Genomic DNA, 15,376 nt, shown 5'->3' with positions numbered 1-15,376 from the left:
CGGGCTACACCTCAAGCCGGGTACGGCGGACGAGGGGGCGCGCGAACAGTTCGGCGAGGTCGCCGGCCTGGTCGTAGCCCTGGATCGGGGTGAACAGCAGCTCGATCGACCATTTGGTCGCGAGCCCTTCCGCCTCCAGTGGGTTGGCGAGGCCGAGCCCGCAGACGGTGAGGTCGGGCCGGGCCTGGCGGCAGCGGTCCATCTGATCGTCGAGGCTCTGCCCCTCCACGATCCGGGTGCCGCGCGGCAGCAGGGCCATCTCGCGGTCGAGATGCCCGCGATGGAGGTAGGGGGTACCGACCTCCACCAGTTTGGCGCCCATCTCCCGCGAGAGGAAGCGCGCCAGGGGGATTTCCAGCTGCGAATCGGGAAAGAAGAAGACCCGGCGCTGCGTCAGCATCGCCCGGTAGGGGGCGAGCGCCTGCTCGGCCCGGCGCAGCCCCGGCGCGGTGGCGGCCTCGAACCGTCCGGCCGCCACGCCGAACGCATCCGCCGCCGCCTTGAGCCAGCCCGTGGTGCCTTCGGATCCCAGCGGGAACGGAGCGGCGAGCCGTGTGGCGCCCCGCTCTTCCAGCTCCCGCGCCGTGTCGGCGAGGAAGGGCTGGGCCAGGAGGTAGCGGGTGTTCTCCCCGACAGGCGGCATCGCGCCGGCCCGGCGTGCGGGCAGGAACCGCACGGGGCCGATTCCCATCTCCGAGAAGATCCGGGCGAACTGGTCCTCGACCACGTCGGCGAGCGCGCCGACCACGAGGAGCGAGGTCTCGGCATTGGCCGCCTCGGCCGGCATCTCTGGCACGAGGGAAGCCAGGCAGGCATCCTCTCCTTGCGTGAAGGTGGTCTCGATGCCGCTGCCGGAATAGCTCAGCACCCGCACGTCGGGCGCGAGGCTGCGCGACAGCCTCTGGGCGGCGCGCGACAGGTCGAGCTTGATCACCTCCGAGGGGCACGACCCCACCAGGAACAGGAGCTTGATCTCGGGCCGGCGCGCCACGAGGCGGCCCACCACCGCGTCGAGTTCGTCGTTCATGTCGGCGAGGCCGGCGAGATCGCGCTCGTCCATGATGGCGGTGGCGAAGCGCGGCTCGGCGAAGATTATCACCCCGGCCGCCGACTGGATGAGATGCGCGCAGGTGCGCGACCCCACCACGAGGAAGAAGGCGTCCTGGATCTTGCGGTGAAGCCAGACGATGCCGGTGAGCCCGCAGAACACCGCCCGCTGGCCGCGTTCCTGCCGGATCTCGACTCCGCGCTCGCTCTCGACCGCCGTGACGGGAGCGTGGGCATTCATCGCGCGCCCTCCGTGGCGAGGGTGCCGTGGGGCGACGCCTGGAGGCGGGCGGCCCGCAGCTTCAGCAGGAATTGCGCGGCGTTGACGGCGTAGGAGGCGTAAGCCGCCAGCGCCAGGAGCATCAGCCCCGTCGTATCGAGGGCGCCCGTGGCGAGCGCCACGAGATAGGCGGTGTGGAGGGCCAGCACGAGCATGCTGACCATGTCCTCCCAGTAGAAGGACGGCGCGAACAGATAGCGCCCGAAGACGTCCTTCTCCCAGATCGAGCCGGTGACCATGATCGCGTAGAGCACCAGGGTCTTGACCACGATGGAGGCGTTGGCGGCCAACGAGCCCTCCCCCGTCGCCAATGTGCGCAGGACGAGGCCGAGGCTGACGAGGAAGACCAGGAACTGGAGCGGCGCGAGGATGCCCTGCACCAGGGTCCAGGCGGAGGCGTCGCGCCGGGCGCGCTCGGCCGGCGAATAGAGAGGTCGTCTCGGCTGGCCTCCTCTTGCAGGCATCGGCTCCACCCCGTCTTGACCCGGCCCCGCATGGTCGGAGGCCCGTTGAGAGGGAGGTTAGGAACCCGCCGGAAGAGTGTCAAGCTAGCTTTACGTCGTTTTCATTTTACAGATTTGATGCAGAATAATGTGAGGGGCGGGATTGCCAAATCGTTGGCAACCGGTATCGTCATCGTCAAGGCCCGCTTGTAACCATTTTCATGTTGCTCGCAGCGTCAAAGGCATTCGCAAGTCGATGATGCGAAGTTCGACACTCAAGATCGAGCTGGATCAAGAAGCCGTCAGCAACATTGGGAGGTTCCAATGGATGACGTCAGTTCGCTTCGGGCGGCCTCGATGTTTGAGAGGTCGTCCAGCGAAGTCCATCCGCAACGTAATAATGCATTATATCCCGATCGACCGTTTCAGGATCGGAGCCCGGCTTGGGATCGTGACCTCGCCAGCGTGGTCGAAGCCGAGATCATCCCGCGGTTGATGCTGGCCCACCGGGCCGACCCCCGCTCCGAGCGTCCCGGCATCCTGCCGACGCCGGACCAGATCGCCGAATTCGCCGCCCTGGTGCTCGCGCCCGATTGCGACGATGTGGAGAGCCGGATCGTCGTCCTCATCGAGGACGGCCTCTCCCTGGACAGCCTGCTCCTCGACCTCCTCGCCCCCACGGCACGCCATCTCGGCCACCTGTGGGAGGAGGATCTCTGCGATTTCGCGGAGCTCACCATCGCCATGGGGCGCCTCCAGCGCATCATGCACGACCTCACAGCCCGGTTCCGCTCGGAGCCGGCGCCGGATCCGCACGGGCGTAGCATCTTCCTGATGGCCTGCCCGGGCGAGACGCACAGCTTCGGCCTCTCCCTCATCGAGCGGTTCTTCCGCGATGCCGGATGGGACGTCACGAGCGCGGCGCACGAGCTCCACCCCGACCCGATCCGGACCGCCCGCACGGGCTGGTTCGACGTGATCGGGGTGTCGCTCGGCTCCGAAACCCTCCTTCCGGCCCTCGCGAACATGGTGGCGGAGCTTCGGCGCGCCTCGCGCAATCCGTCGGTTCGTGTCATGGTCGGTGGGCCGATCTTCACCGAAAACCCCGACCATTCGGTTCTCGTCGGCGCTGACGCGACGGCGAGCGATGCCCGTCTCGCCATTTCCATTGCCGAGAGCTTGCTTGATCCGCGGGCCAGACCCTGCTGAAAGACCGGCTCGACGTCGTCACATCGTGGTGATCCTTGACCAGTCTGGCACTCCCTGCAGCGGCGGAAACGTTCGCAGCGCTTCGCAAAACCCTCGGTCCCCTCGATGCGGAGGCGGCCGGGCTCCTCGTCGCCGCGGCGACGGACCTCGCGTTGATCGTCGACGCGGACGGGGTCATCCGCGATGCGGCCTTCGGCAATGCCGATTTCACCGACGAGGGTTGCGAGACCTGGCTCGGCCAGCTCTGGGTGGACACCGTCACCGTCGAGAGCCGGCCCAAGATCGCCGCCCTCCTGCGTGACGCGGCCCCCGGCGCGGTCACGCGCTGGCGCCAGGTGAACCATCCCTCCGCCACGGGCATCGACCTGCCGGTGCGCTACTCGGCCATGCGCCTGGAGACTGGCGGCCCGGTGATCGTCATCGGCCGCAACCTGCGTGCGATGGCGGCGCTGCAGCGCAAGCTCGCCGAGACCCAGCAGGCGCTGGAGCGCGACTACCTGCGCCTGCGCGGCGCCGAGACCCGTTACCGCCTGCTGTTCCAGCTCGCCGGCGAGCCGGTCCTGGTGGTGGATGCCGCCACGCGCCGGGTCACCGAGGTGAACCCGGCCGCTGCCCGCCTCATCGGCCGCGTGGAGAAGCGCATCATCGGTCAGGACGTGGTGGACCTGTTCGATGCGGGCAGTACCCGCGAGCTCGAATCGCTCTTCGCCGGCCTGCGCGTGACCGGACAAGCGGGTGACCTCGTCGCCCGTCTCGGCAACGGTCGCGGCGAGACCCGCGTTGCCGCCTCGCTGTTCCGGCAGGAAAACGCCACCAGCGCCCTCCTGCGGCTGTCGGCCGAGCCCACCGACGCGGCCCCCCCGAGCCGGACCGGGGCCTCGGCCCTCGACGTGATCCAGAGCCTGCCGGAGGGCTTCGTCGTCACCGATCCGCAGCGGCGCATCCTCGCGGCCAACGCCGCCTTCCTCGATCTGGTGCAGCTCGCCACCGAGGAACAGGTGCGCGGCGAACCCCTCGACCGCTGGCTCGGGCGCGAGGAGACCGAGGCCGCCGCCTTGTTCTCGACCCTCGGCCATCACGGCTCCGTGCGCCACTATGCGACGAGCCTGCGCGGCGAGTACGGGTCGGTGGAAGAGGTCGAGGTCGCCGCCGTCTCGGTCCCGGGCGGCGGCCAGCCCTGTCTCGGCTTCACCATCCGCTCGACCCCCCGCCGCACTGCCGCCGCCCCCGGCGGGCGGGAATTGCCGCGGTCCGTCGAGCAGATGACCGAGCTGGTCGGGCGGGTCTCCATGAAGAACCTGGTGCGCGAATCGACGGACCTGATCGAGCGCCTGTGTATCGAGGCCGCCCTGCGCATCACCCGCGACAACCGCGCCTCGGCCGCCGAGATGCTGGGCCTCAGCCGCCAGGGGCTCTACGCCAAGCTGCGCCGCTACGGGATCGGTGACCTCGACGGGCCGGATCTCGCCGACGACGAATGAGCCTCGGCGACGGGCGGCCTGCGTCCGACTGTCGCCCTTATTTGTCGGGCAAAGTGTAAATCAAACTTGACACGTCGAGGCGTCGGAACCTAGCTTCCACGTCATGGCAACGTCGGTCTCCCCCGCTCCTTCCGCCATCCGCGGACTGCCCGCTCCCAGCGCCCTGCTGGAGCTGTTGAAGCCGATCACCTGGTTCGCGCCGATGTGGGCCTTTGCCTGCGGGGTGGTCTCTTCTGGGGTTCCGGCGAGCGGGCACTGGCCGGTCATCGTCGCCGGGATCGTGCTCGCCGGCCCCTTGGTCTGCGCCACCTCGCAGGCGGCCAACGACTGGTACGACCGCCATGTCGACGCGATCAACGAGCCGAACCGGCCGATCCCGTCCGGCCGGATGCCCGGCCGCTGGGGCCTCTACGTGGCACTGGCCTGGACCGCCCTCTCCCTCTCCGTCGCGGCCGCCCTGGGGGTCTGGATCCTCTATGCCGCCCTGTTCGGGCTGGTCCTCGCCTGGATCTACAGCGCGCCGCCCTTGAGGCTGAAGCAGAACGGGTGGTGGGGCAACGCCGCGGTGGGGCTCTGCTACGAGGGCCTGCCCTGGTTCACCGGTGCCGCCGTGATGGCCGGCGCCCTGCCCGACCACCGCATCCTCACCGTGGCCTTTCTCTATTCCGTGGGCGCTCACGGCATCATGACCCTCAACGATTTCAAGTCGGTGGAAGGGGATGCGCGCATGAATCTCCGCTCGCTGCCGGTCCAGCTCGGGACCGACCGGGCCGCCCGCCTCGCCTGCCTCGTCATGGCCCTGCCCCAGCTGGCGGTGATCGCCCTCCTCTACGCCTGGGACCGGTCCGGGCATGCGGTCTTCGTTGCCGGCCTGCTCGCCGCGCAACTCGTCCTGATGTCCCGCCTGTTGAAGGATCCCCGCGGACGGGCGGCCTGGTACAACGGCACCGGCACCACCCTCTACGTGCTCGGCATGCTGGTGGCGGCCTTCGCCCTCAGGGCACTCGCGCAGCAGGGAGCCGCGTGATGGCGCCGACCTTGGGCTGGCTCGCCATCGTCCGCCTCGGCCTCGTCCAGACCGCTTTGGGTGCCGTGGTCGTCCTCATGACCTCGACCCTCAACCGGGTCATGGTGGTGGAGCTCGCCTTGCCGGCGATGATTCCCGGCGCCCTCGTGACCCTCCATTACGCCGTCCAGGTCCTGCGCCCGCGCTGGGGCTACGGCTCGGATATGGGCGGGCGACGCACGCCCTGGATCGTCGGCGGCATGGCCGCGCTGTGCCTCGGCGGCTTCGGCGCGGCGACGGCGACCGCCCTCATGGAAACCCATCTTGCCGCCGGCATCGCTCTGGCGATCCTGTCCTTCCTCACCGTGGGCATGGGGGCGGGTGCCGCGGGCACCTCCCTCCTCGTGCTCCTGGCCGGCGGCGTCGAGGCGCGCCGCCGGGGGGCTGCGGCCACCATCGTCTGGGTGATGATGATCGCGGGCTTTGCCATCACCGCGCCGATCGCCGGACATTTCCTCGATCCGTTCTCCGGCGCCCGGCTGGTGGCCGTGTCGGGCACGGTCTCGCTCCTCGCTTTCCTCCTGGCCGTGCTCGCGGTCGGCGGCATCGAGCCGGAGCGCGCTCCGTCCAGCCACGCGGAGGGCGCCCCGAAGCGGCCGTTCCGCGAGGTGCTGGCACGGGTCTGGTCCGAGCCGGCCTCGCGCCGCTTCACCGTTTTCATCTTCGTGGCGATGCTGGCCTACAGCGCGCAGGAACTCATCCTCGAACCCTTCGCCGGCCTCGTCTTCGCGATGACGCCCGGCGTCACCACCAAGCTCTCGGGACTGCAGCATGGCGGCGTGCTCGCCGGCATGCTCACGGTGGCCGGCCTCACCATGGGGATCGGCGGCCCGTATCTCGGCTCGCTTAAACTGTGGACCGCCACCGGCTGCGCCGGTTCGGCCCTGGCGCTGGCGGGGATCGCTGGCGGCGGCCTCGTCGGCCCGGACTTTCCCCTGCGCGTCGCGGTCTTCGCCCTCGGCCTGTTCAACGGCATGTTCGCCGTGGCCGCCATCGGCTCGATGATGGGCCTGGCGGGTGCCGGCGGCGAGGCCGAGCGCGGCACCCGGATGGGGGTCTGGGGCGCGGCCCAGGGCGTCGCCTTCGGGGCCGGCGGCTTCCTCGGGACCATGGCGGTGGATCTCGCCCGTCTCGTCAGCCCCGAGCCGGTCCATGCCTATGCCGCCGTGTTCCTGGCCGAGGCCGCCCTGTTCCTGGTGGGCGCGCTCCTGGCTCTTAGGATCGAGCACGCGGGCGCGACGCTGCTGCGCCGTGCCGCCCGCCCACGACGGCCCGTGCTTCAACCCCGCTATCGCTGAGGTGAGTCCCATGCCGGAGCCGGAGACCTTCGACGTCGTGGTGGTGGGGGGCGGCCCGGCCGGGGCCACCGCCGCCACCGATCTCGCCCGGATGGGGCGCCGCGTCCTGCTCCTCGACAAGCCGGGCCGGATCAAGCCCTGCGGCGGCGCGATTCCCCCGCGCCTGATCCGCGACTTCGCGATTCCCGACCATCTGCTCGTCGCACGCGTGCGCTCGGCGCGGATGGTCTCGCCCAAGGACAAGCGTGTCGACATGCCCATCGCCGACGGTTTCGTCGGCATGGTCGACCGCGAGCATTTCGACCCCTGGCTGCGCGACCGCGCGGCCCTGGCCGGGGCCGACCACCGCCCCGGCAGCTTCACCCGCATCGTCCGAGACGACGACGGCGGGGCCACCGTTCATTACCGCTCCGGCGAGGCCGAGCACCGGGTCCGCGCCCGCCTCGTCATCGGCGCTGACGGGGCGAGTTCCGTGGTCGGGCGGGCCGAGATTCCCGGCCACGCGGCCATGAAACAGGTCTTCGCCTATCACGAGATCGTCCGACGTCCGGCGGATGGGAGCGGCGACGTCGAGGGGACGCGCTGCGACGTCTATTACCAGGGCAAGCTCTCGCCGGATTTCTACGCCTGGGTCTTCCCCCATGGCGACACGATCAGCATCGGCACCGGCAGCGCCCGCAAGGGCTTCTCCCTGCGCGGGGCGATCCGGGCCTTGCGCGCCTCCACCGGCCTCGATGCCGGGGAAACCCTGCGCCGCGAGGGCGCGCCGCTGCCGCTGAAACCGCTCAAGCGCTGGGACAATGGCCGCGACGTGCTGCTCACCGGGGACGCCGCCGGCATCGTCGCCCCGGCCTCGGGCGAGGGCATCTACTACGCCATGCTCGGCGGCCGTCTCGCGGCGGAGGCGGCCGACACCTTCCTCGCCACCGGCAAGGCCGCCTCTCTGGCTCTTGCCCGGCGTCGCTTCATGCGCCTGCACGGGCGCGTCTTCCTGATCCTGCGCATGATGCAGTGGGTCTGGTACCGCAACGATTCCCTGCGCGAGCGCTTCGTCTCGATCTGCAAGGACAAGGACGTCCAGCAGCTCACCTGGGATTCCTACATGAACAAGGAACTGGTGCGGGCAAAGCCCGCCGCCCATGTGAGGATCTTCTTCAAGGATCTGGCGCACCTGTTCCGCTGGGTCTCCCCATGATCGGTGGGTTCGAGACCGGCCCGGTCGTGACCGCGGCGGCCGCCGCCCTCGTCACCGCCCTCGCCGGCGGGCTCCTGACGACCACCGGCCCCTGGTATCAATCCCTGCGGCGGCCCTCGTGGAAGCCGCCGGACTGGGCCTTCGGCCCGGTCTGGACCACGATCTTCACCCTCACGGCGATCTCCGCCATGATCGCCTGGCACGCGGAGGCCGGAACCTCGGCGCGTGGCGCATTGCTCGCCGCCTACGGCGTCAACCTCGTCCTCAACATCGCCTGGAGCGGCATCTTCTTCCGCCTGCGCCGGCCGGACTGGGCCTATCTCGAGGTGATCGCTCTGTGGCTCTCCATCGTGGCGCTGATCGCCGTGACGGCCCAGGTCTCGGGGATCGCGGCCCTCCTGCTCGCGCCCTACCTCGCCTGGGTCAGCGTCGCGACACTGCTCAACCGGGCGATCGTGCGGCTGAACGGGCCGTTCGGTGAGGCGCGCTCCGCTCGCAGTATCGGAAGCCGGGCATGATTCCGGATGCGGCGACCCTGGCGGCATTGTTCGCCTCCGGGCGGATCATCGACGTGATCCTCGGTCTCGTGGCCCTGGAGGCCGCCGCCCTCGTGGCATGGCGCCTCTACGGGGGGGATCGCCCGCTCCTTGCGCCCCTTTTCTGCAACCTCGCCTCGGGCGCGGCGCTGATGCTGGCGATCCGCGCCGCGCTGATTGGCTCGGATTGGACGGTGGTGGCGCTCTGCCTCATCGCCTCTCTGATGGCGCATCTAGGGGAGGTCGCGTTGCGCATGTTCGGGGGGTCGCGTTCCGCATCCGATCCGGCCATGCCCGACCTTGGCCAACCGGGCAGAACGGTCACGAGGCGTGCCTGAATTGCATCTGTCCAACCTTCGGCTTCATGAGTGGAGAACCGGCTTCATGCGTCGCATATCTGCCCTCCTGCTCGGTTCGGCCGGCCTCATGGCCGCCGCGACCTGTGCCTCGGCCCAAGATGTGGAACAGATCAAGCGGGGTGAATACTTGGCGACGGCGGGCGATTGCGTCGCCTGCCATTCGGCGCCGGGGGGCAAACCGTTCGCGGGGAACTACGTCCTCAACACGCCGATCGGGAAGATCCGCACGCCGAACCTCACACCGGACGACGAGACCGGGCTCGGCAAATGGACTGCCGACGACTTCTACCGCGCCCTGCACGATGGCATCGACAACGAGGGCAGCTATCTCTATCCGGCCTTCCCCTTCGCCTGGTACACCAAAGTCACGCGCGACGATTCAGACGCGATCTTTGCTTACCTGCGCTCCCTCGAACCAGTGAATGAGCCGCGCAAGCCTTCCGAGATCCCGTTCCCGTTCAATATTCGCACGGCACTCATCACTTGGCGCACAGCCTTCTTCACCGCGGGCGAGTTCAAGCCGGATCCGAACGCCAGCGCCGAGGTCAATCGCGGCGGCTACCTCGTGGAGGGGCTCGGCCATTGCGGCATGTGCCACAACGCCAACAAGATCGTCGGAAACAGCGGATTGGCCGGAAAACTCGGCGGCGGGGTCATCGACGGCTGGTACGCCCCCAATATCACCCCCGACGACCACACCGGAATCGGCTCCTGGACCGACGATCAAGTGGTCGAATACCTCAAAACCGGCGCCGCTCCGGGCAACCGGCCGGGCGTCGCCGCCGGGCCGATGCGCCAGACCATCGAGGAATCCCTTTCCAGGCTGACCGATGCCGATTTGAAGGCGATGGTCGCCTATCTGCGTACGCAGAAAGCCAAGGAAAGCTATAAAGTCAAGGATCTTCAGGCGTTTAACCAGGCCGATGCGCCGGGTGCCGCCACCTATCTCAGCTACTGCTCCTCCTGTCACAAGCCGGACGGCAAGGGCGTCGAGGGGGCGATTCCGGCGCTCGCCGGCAACACGTCCGTCCAGGCGGAGGGGCCGGAGACGGTGATCCGCGTCATTCTCGGCGGCCTCGCCGCCCAGAACGGCTACGCGCCGATGCCCGCGGTGGGGGCGGGCATGACCGATCAGGAGGTCGCCGACGTGACCGATTACATCCGCAACGCCTGGGGCAACAACGCCCCCGTCATCGCCGAGCGCGGCATCGTCGGCACCGCCCGCGCCGCCACGCAGACCATGCTCGCGGGAACGGCACCCTGCGCCGTCATTGCCCAACCGGACGTGGCCAAAGCCATCGCCAACGCACTCACCGCGACGAGCCTGAAGGGGTTGGCACAGGAGAACTTCATCCCGGTCGTCGACGCTCTGCTGCCCAAGGTGAAGGCCGCGGCCGGCGGCGCCAAAGATGACGACATCGTCAACGGACTGACTACGGCGTTCTGCCAAGCCGCCCGCAACGACCCGGCCTATGGCAAGATCGGCTGGCACGTGGTGATCGGGAGCTTCTCCAGCATCGTCTACAGCCAAATCAGGAGCCCCGAAAAGCGGGCCGCCTTGCCGGCCCCCGCCAGTACCGTGCCGACGCCATAATCAATGCGGGACGACGGTGACAGCATCGGCACGTATGGAGACTGTAGGCTTTCTGTCGATCATTTTAGCTTGAGCGGCGGTCGAATTCCAAACGCGTAAGAATCCAGTTAACTTGAAGGGAATATCAAATAAATATTGATGCCTTTATCGTTCGTCAACTTGTTCGAAGAACGGCAGGCTATACGAATGTGACCTTTGGGTGACAACGCCGCTACGATTAAGGGATGGAGGGAATGGGATCCGGTGCTGGTGCGTCGATGAGGGAGAGCTTGCTCGAATGCGGCGCTTTCCCTGTCGCGCTCCCGGAAGAGGCACTGGATGATTCACGGTTTCCGCTACGCAACCTCTACGCTCGGTCTCTCCCTGTGTGTCGGCCTCGGCCTGACGACCGTTGTCTCCGGGTCAGCCCTGGCCGGCTCGGCGGCGCAACCCGGGCAGACGGTCGGCCTTCCGGCCGGCGCCCAACTCCCCGTCGGTCTCTATTTCGTCAACACGTCGAGCTTCGGCGTCCGCGACACCCGACCGCTCGATTCCGAATCGAACATCAACTTGCCTACCTTCCTCTGGGCGACGCCGTGGAGCCTGGTGGGCGCGCGGCTCAACCTCGTAGCGATTCAGCCAGTTGTAGCATCGAGCCCGCGCGGCACACCCTACCAGAGCGGCATCGGCCAGCCTCTGCTCGCCGCCCAGCTCGCCTGGAATCTCGGCAACGATATCGGGGTGAGCTATCTCTTCGGCGGATATCTACCGATCGAGACGAGTTTCCTGACCCAGAACGCGTCGCTGAGCCACCGTTTTGCCGCGACGTATAGCGGCAACGGTTTCAACCTCACTGCCAATCTTCTCTACGGGATCTTCGTCGATCCGGTGACTGCACAGGGTGTAGTCTATCCCGACTATCTGAACCTCGATCTCACTGCGACCAAGAAGTTCGGCAAGTGGGAGGTCGGCCCTGTGGCCTTCGCTTCCACCGATCTGCCCACGCGTTTCCCCGGCTATCGCCGCCAGGGTCAGATCGCAGTGGGCGGCCTCGTCGGCTACAATTTCGGGCCCGTGAACTTGCAGGCCTACGTCACACGGGACGTGGCCGAGCGCAATTATGGCGGCCGCGAGACACGCGGCTGGCTGCGGCTCATCGTGCCAATCTACAAGGAGAGCACCAATTCGGCGGCGCCCTCGATTCCGCTGAGCGGGCGGCAATTCCTGCGGTAGGGCATCGTCACGGGGCGGCGACAGGCGCGCGGCGTGCCACCCGTCTCGCTGCTCCGCAGGCAGTCGGTGCTCCGTTGAGATAAGCCCAGCGTTTACCGTAAACCGCCCATTAATCCGACTCGTCGAAACCTAGCGATCGTCGGGGCCGCAGCGGCGTTCGCTGGTCCCCACGCGTGGTTTCAAGGGTAACGGTGTATGCGTAGCGTTCACACGGCGATCGACAACGTTGTTCCTTTCCGGCGTCCTGGTAGGCCCCAGCCCCAGGCCCCTGTCGTCTCGCCCTCCCTCGCCGCGCGGCGTGTGGACCAGCGCGCACTCATGGATGCGGTCTATGCTAGCGGGACGCTCGCGGTCGCGGCCGGTGACCGCGAGACCAAGCTGATCGCTGCCCGTCTGCAGGTCTATGGCTTTCTCACCGTGGAGGAATTGGGAGAGGATAGTGCATTGCGGCGCCTACGTCCGTCTGAGGCCATCCGCGCTCAGGTCGATCGTCCATGGCGCCTGTCGAAGGCCGCCTACGGTTCGGGCCTGTCCGTCACGGTCCCGGCCGCCGATGATTTCCTGTTCGATTCTTCCGCCGGCGCCTCGGCCTGATCTCTCTGCGAAACGGACCCTCTCACGGCCCGTCGAGACAGGCTCGTTGACGTGTCCTGCTGGGATGTGACAACTGGGTCATCAAGCACAGTCACGCTCCATGACCCGGTAAAATATCCCTTGATCAGCAATGATCCCTTCCTCAGCCTGCCGACCCTGGCAGTCTGATCCTCCTGGCCCAAGCCTGTGACCGTGGTGGCCCTCACTAAGCTACACCACGTCCAGGGACACGACCCGGCCGCCGGGGGAAATTTTCAGCGATCGCGCTTGTCCACCACAGCGCATCCGGTCATCGGTCCGCGGCTTCCGTTCGTCACCGAGCACGTGACGAGGGCTGTCGCCGCATCTGCGTGACTATGTCGGGTGACGACCGCCTGCTCGCGGGCGCGGCGCGCGGCCGCCTCGATCAGGTCGGCCCCGATGCCGGTGGCGATCCGCCCGGCCCGGCCGAACAGGCCATAATAGGCATCCCCTGGCGTCTCGCCCTTGAACTGTACGCCGACCGCTGACGGGTCACCGCAGGCGAGTGTCAGCGTCATCCCGTCTGTCGACGACATCTCGGCGAAATCGATAGTGCGGTTGACGAGGGTGGCTTTCGTTTCGGCGACCACGCTGTCGATGAGATCACCGCAGGAATCGGCGCGTGCCGACAGGACTGAGAGCGAGAGCACGGCGGCGGTCAGGATGATGAGGCGCATGACAGGTAAAATAGGCGCGCCGCTCGCCCTGTCGAGGTGGACCATCGCACACGCCCCGACGCCATTGAATGATCGTTCATTGACTCATGAATGAACGTTCAATAGGCATTGAGGGAACGGGGGGGCGTCATGGGCGAGTTCAGTTGTTATGACGATGTCGATGCGCCGCGCGGGTGGGATGCCGGGCGCGTCCTGGCTTCGATCCGTTCCGCCTGTGGGCCGTCAACCCTTCTGCCGGGGCTGCTGATCCTGGTTGGTTGGCTCGCTTTCCTTGGCTGGACCGGTGCGGGCTCCGACGGCTGGCAGGCGCGCGTCTGCGCCGATCACGCCGAGCAATCCTGGTCCTGGCAGGCACGGTCCTGCGGAATGACCCAAGCGGAAGGTTCTAGTCTCGGCGCGGACGGGAGGTCGGCATCGTGAGCGCCGGTACCGCCATCGAAGTGAAGTCCGGCCCCTCGGCCAGGCGCCAGGACATCCTCGATGCCGCCGAGACCTGCTTCGTGCGGAACGGTTTCCATCGGACGACGATGCAGGATCTTGCGCGTCAGGCCGGCATGACAGCCGGCAACATCTACCACTACTTCAAGTCGAAGGAGGCTGTGGTCCTCGGGCTCGCCGAGCGTGAGCGCGGGCATGGCATGACCCTCGTCGAGGAAATGGAGCGGGCCGGCGATCGCCGCGGCGCCCTGATGAGGGTCCTCGAACGCTACTTCGCCAAGGCGACCCGCGAGAGTGCGGTCCTGCGCGTCGATCTCTGGTCCGAAGCCACCCGTAATCCCGACATCGCCGCCATGATCGATCGGGGCGAGACCGAGGCCCGCCTCTGGTTCGTGGAGACCCTCGCGTCCCTGGCCACCTCGCCGGCCTGCGATGCCGCCGCCCTCTACGACGAGACGCTGAATCCGCTGATGAAAGGCATCCTCGTCAACCTGGCCCTTCGGCCGGACTTCGATCCGGCCCCGGCAGTGGCGCATCTGTGTGTTCTGATCGAAGCGGGTTTGGCCGGACGGCTGCCGACGGCGTCACTCGAATCAGAATCCAGCGTCCTGCTCGCCTCCCCCGGTCATCCATTACGAACCGTCTTGGAGAGCAGCCGATGAGTGCCGTCATCAAGGTCGTCCGTCCCGCGATCCTCATCCTCGGCCTCGGCCTCGGCCTGCCCTCGGGGTCGGTCATCGCCGAAGAGACGCCCACCCCGGTCAGACTGGCGCCGGCAGTGAGCACCGTCGAGGCCCGGCGCCGCGAGATCGTCGAGCAGGTCGTCGTTACCGGAACCCTCGTCCCCCGCGACGAGATCCTGGTGACCCCCGAGATCGAGGGCTATCGGGTGACCGAAGTCTTGGTCGAAGAGGGTATGCGTGTGGAGAGCGGTCAGGTCCTCGCCCGGCTCTCGCGCGACCTGATCGACCGCCAGATCGCTCAGCAGAACGCCCTCGTCGATAAGGCCGCCGCCGTCGTGCCGCAGGCTCAGAGCAGCATCGAGCAGGCGCAGGCCGCCGAGATGGAGGCTCGCCTCTCCCACGACCGGGCGAAGCAACTCATGCAGAGCGGCAACGGCACGGCAGTGATCATGGAGGGGCGCATCTCCGCCCTGCGCCAGGCCGAAGGCAAGCTCGCCTTCTCCCGCAACGGTCTCGTCATCGCCAGGGCCGAACTCGCCCAGGCGAAGGCCTTGCGCGACGAACTCGATCTGCGTCTCGCCCGCACCGAGATCCGTGCGCCCGAGGCCGGGATCGTCAGCCGCCGCGTCGCCCGCGTGGGCATGGCCGCCTCGTCCTCCACCGAGCCCCTGTTCCGGCTGATCGCGCGTGGCGAGATCGAACTCGAAGGCGAAGTCATCGAGACCAAGCTGCCGCTGCTGCGCGAGGGCACGCCCGCTTCAATGGAGCTCCCCAATGGTGAGCGGGTGCGGGGCAGCGTGCGCGCGGTCTATCCGGAAGTCGACAGGGCGAACCGCCTCGGCAAGGTCCGCGTCCGGCTCGATCCCGATTCCCGCCTGCGCATCGGCACCTTTGCCCGCGGCGCCATCGAGATCGCCCGGACGCGCGGCGTGACCGTGCCCCAGGCCTCCGTCCTCTATGGTGGACCGAAGCGCAGCAGCGTCCTTGTGGTGACGGACGGGGTCGTGGAGGCACGTGAGGTCCGCGCTGGCCTCTCCGACGACGACGACATAGAGATCCGCGCCGGTCTTGCCGAGGGCGAGGCTGTGGTCGCGCGCGCTGGCAGCTTCCTGCGCGACGGCGACCGGGTCCGCGCCGTCCCCGTCGCGCTATCGGCACCGGCCATGGTGGCCGCTCCGTCGCGCAAGGAGACCGCGGAGGCGGGTCAGCCCTAGGGCTGTCTCCTGCCTACCTCCCCTCCCGC

Annotated in this window: 16 protein-coding genes; 13 read left to right on the top strand and 3 right to left on the bottom strand. The window is 68.0% G+C overall.

What is annotated here, in order from left to right:
- Positions 1-4: 4 nt before the first annotated feature.
- Both ASF26_RS10810 and bchF read right to left on the bottom strand, forming a co-directional pair.
- Positions 5-1,288: a ferredoxin:protochlorophyllide reductase (ATP-dependent) subunit N gene (locus ASF26_RS10810; protein ID WP_056253210.1), complete on the bottom strand. Its 1,284-nt coding sequence runs from the start codon at positions 1,286-1,288 to the stop codon at positions 5-7.
- Complete coding sequence (gene bchF, locus ASF26_RS10805; protein WP_056253207.1) at positions 1,285-1,791, bottom strand: 2-vinyl bacteriochlorophyllide hydratase; 507 nt, start codon at positions 1,789-1,791, stop codon at positions 1,285-1,287. Before bchF ends, ASF26_RS10810 begins: the two co-directional genes overlap by 4 nt.
- 444 nt (positions 1,792-2,235) lie before the next feature.
- Here bchF and ASF26_RS10800 point away from each other — a divergent pair, with 444 nt between their 5' ends.
- The 10 genes from ASF26_RS10800 to ASF26_RS10755 all read left to right on the top strand — a co-directional run bounded on the left by ASF26_RS10800 (position 2,236) and on the right by ASF26_RS10755 (position 12,314).
- On the top strand, positions 2,236-2,979 hold the full coding sequence (locus tag ASF26_RS10800) for a cobalamin-dependent protein (protein WP_056148922.1): 744 nt from the start codon (positions 2,236-2,238) through the stop codon (positions 2,977-2,979).
- A 35-nt stretch (positions 2,980-3,014) separates the two neighbouring features.
- The gene (gene ppsR / locus ASF26_RS10795; protein WP_056148924.1) at positions 3,015-4,460 is read left to right on the top strand and encodes a transcriptional regulator PpsR; all 1,446 of its coding nucleotides are present in this window, start codon (positions 3,015-3,017) and stop codon (positions 4,458-4,460) included.
- A gap of 103 nt (positions 4,461-4,563) precedes the next feature.
- Entirely contained in the window at positions 4,564-5,487 is a 924-nt protein-coding gene (gene chlG, locus ASF26_RS10790; protein ID WP_056253206.1) for a chlorophyll synthase ChlG, read from the top strand.
- Positions 5,487-6,824, top strand: coding sequence for a BCD family MFS transporter (locus tag ASF26_RS10785; RefSeq protein WP_056253203.1), 1,338 nt, complete (start codon positions 5,487-5,489; stop codon positions 6,822-6,824). The genes chlG and ASF26_RS10785 overlap by 1 nt, the downstream gene beginning before the upstream one ends.
- Positions 6,825-6,834: 10 nt before the next feature.
- A complete protein-coding gene (locus ASF26_RS10780) occupies positions 6,835-8,019 on the top strand; it encodes a geranylgeranyl diphosphate reductase (RefSeq protein WP_056253200.1) in 1,185 nt (394 codons plus the stop codon).
- Positions 8,016-8,537 carry a TspO/MBR family protein gene (locus ASF26_RS10775; protein WP_056253197.1) on the top strand — a complete coding sequence of 174 codons (522 nt, stop codon included), beginning with the start codon at positions 8,016-8,018 and terminating at the stop codon, positions 8,535-8,537. The genes ASF26_RS10780 and ASF26_RS10775 overlap by 4 nt, the downstream gene beginning before the upstream one ends.
- Positions 8,534-8,893, top strand: a complete 360-nt coding sequence (locus ASF26_RS10770; RefSeq protein ID WP_056148935.1) for a hypothetical protein — start codon at positions 8,534-8,536, stop codon at positions 8,891-8,893. Before ASF26_RS10775 ends, ASF26_RS10770 begins: the two co-directional genes overlap by 4 nt.
- Before the next feature lie 46 nt (positions 8,894-8,939).
- A complete protein-coding gene (locus tag ASF26_RS10765) occupies positions 8,940-10,508 on the top strand; it encodes a c-type cytochrome (protein ID WP_056253195.1) in 1,569 nt (522 codons plus the stop codon).
- A gap of 318 nt (positions 10,509-10,826) precedes the next feature.
- On the top strand, positions 10,827-11,720 hold the full coding sequence (locus ASF26_RS10760) for a transporter (RefSeq protein WP_156462946.1): 894 nt from the start codon (positions 10,827-10,829) through the stop codon (positions 11,718-11,720).
- A gap of 195 nt (positions 11,721-11,915) precedes the next feature.
- Positions 11,916-12,314 carry a hypothetical protein gene (locus ASF26_RS10755; protein ID WP_026175835.1) on the top strand — a complete coding sequence of 133 codons (399 nt, stop codon included), beginning with the start codon at positions 11,916-11,918 and terminating at the stop codon, positions 12,312-12,314.
- A 254-nt stretch (positions 12,315-12,568) separates the two neighbouring features.
- On the opposite strand, the gene ASF26_RS10750 is transcribed toward ASF26_RS10755, so the two are convergent.
- Positions 12,569-13,012: a hypothetical protein gene (locus ASF26_RS10750; RefSeq protein WP_056148941.1), complete on the bottom strand. Its 444-nt coding sequence runs from the start codon at positions 13,010-13,012 to the stop codon at positions 12,569-12,571.
- A gap of 129 nt (positions 13,013-13,141) precedes the next feature.
- Between ASF26_RS10750 and ASF26_RS10745 the strand changes: the two genes are divergently transcribed.
- From ASF26_RS10745 to ASF26_RS10735, 3 genes are read left to right on the top strand one after another with little or no spacing between them, the layout of a single operon-like run.
- A complete protein-coding gene (locus ASF26_RS10745) occupies positions 13,142-13,432 on the top strand; it encodes a hypothetical protein (RefSeq protein WP_056253191.1) in 291 nt (96 codons plus the stop codon).
- Positions 13,429-14,112 (top strand): TetR/AcrR family transcriptional regulator, encoded by a 684-nt coding sequence (locus ASF26_RS10740; protein WP_056253188.1) that lies wholly within the window; start codon positions 13,429-13,431, stop codon positions 14,110-14,112. The genes ASF26_RS10745 and ASF26_RS10740 overlap by 4 nt, the downstream gene beginning before the upstream one ends.
- Positions 14,109-15,347, top strand: coding sequence for an efflux RND transporter periplasmic adaptor subunit (locus ASF26_RS10735; RefSeq protein WP_156462945.1), 1,239 nt, complete (start codon positions 14,109-14,111; stop codon positions 15,345-15,347). Before ASF26_RS10740 ends, ASF26_RS10735 begins: the two co-directional genes overlap by 4 nt.
- The last annotated feature ends 29 nt before the right edge of the window (positions 15,348-15,376 follow it).

This window comes from Methylobacterium sp. Leaf93, from assembly GCF_001422345.1.
GTDB classification, from domain to species: domain Bacteria; phylum Pseudomonadota; class Alphaproteobacteria; order Rhizobiales; family Beijerinckiaceae; genus Methylobacterium; species Methylobacterium bullatum.
This window is presented reverse-complemented; position numbering and strand designations above follow the sequence as displayed.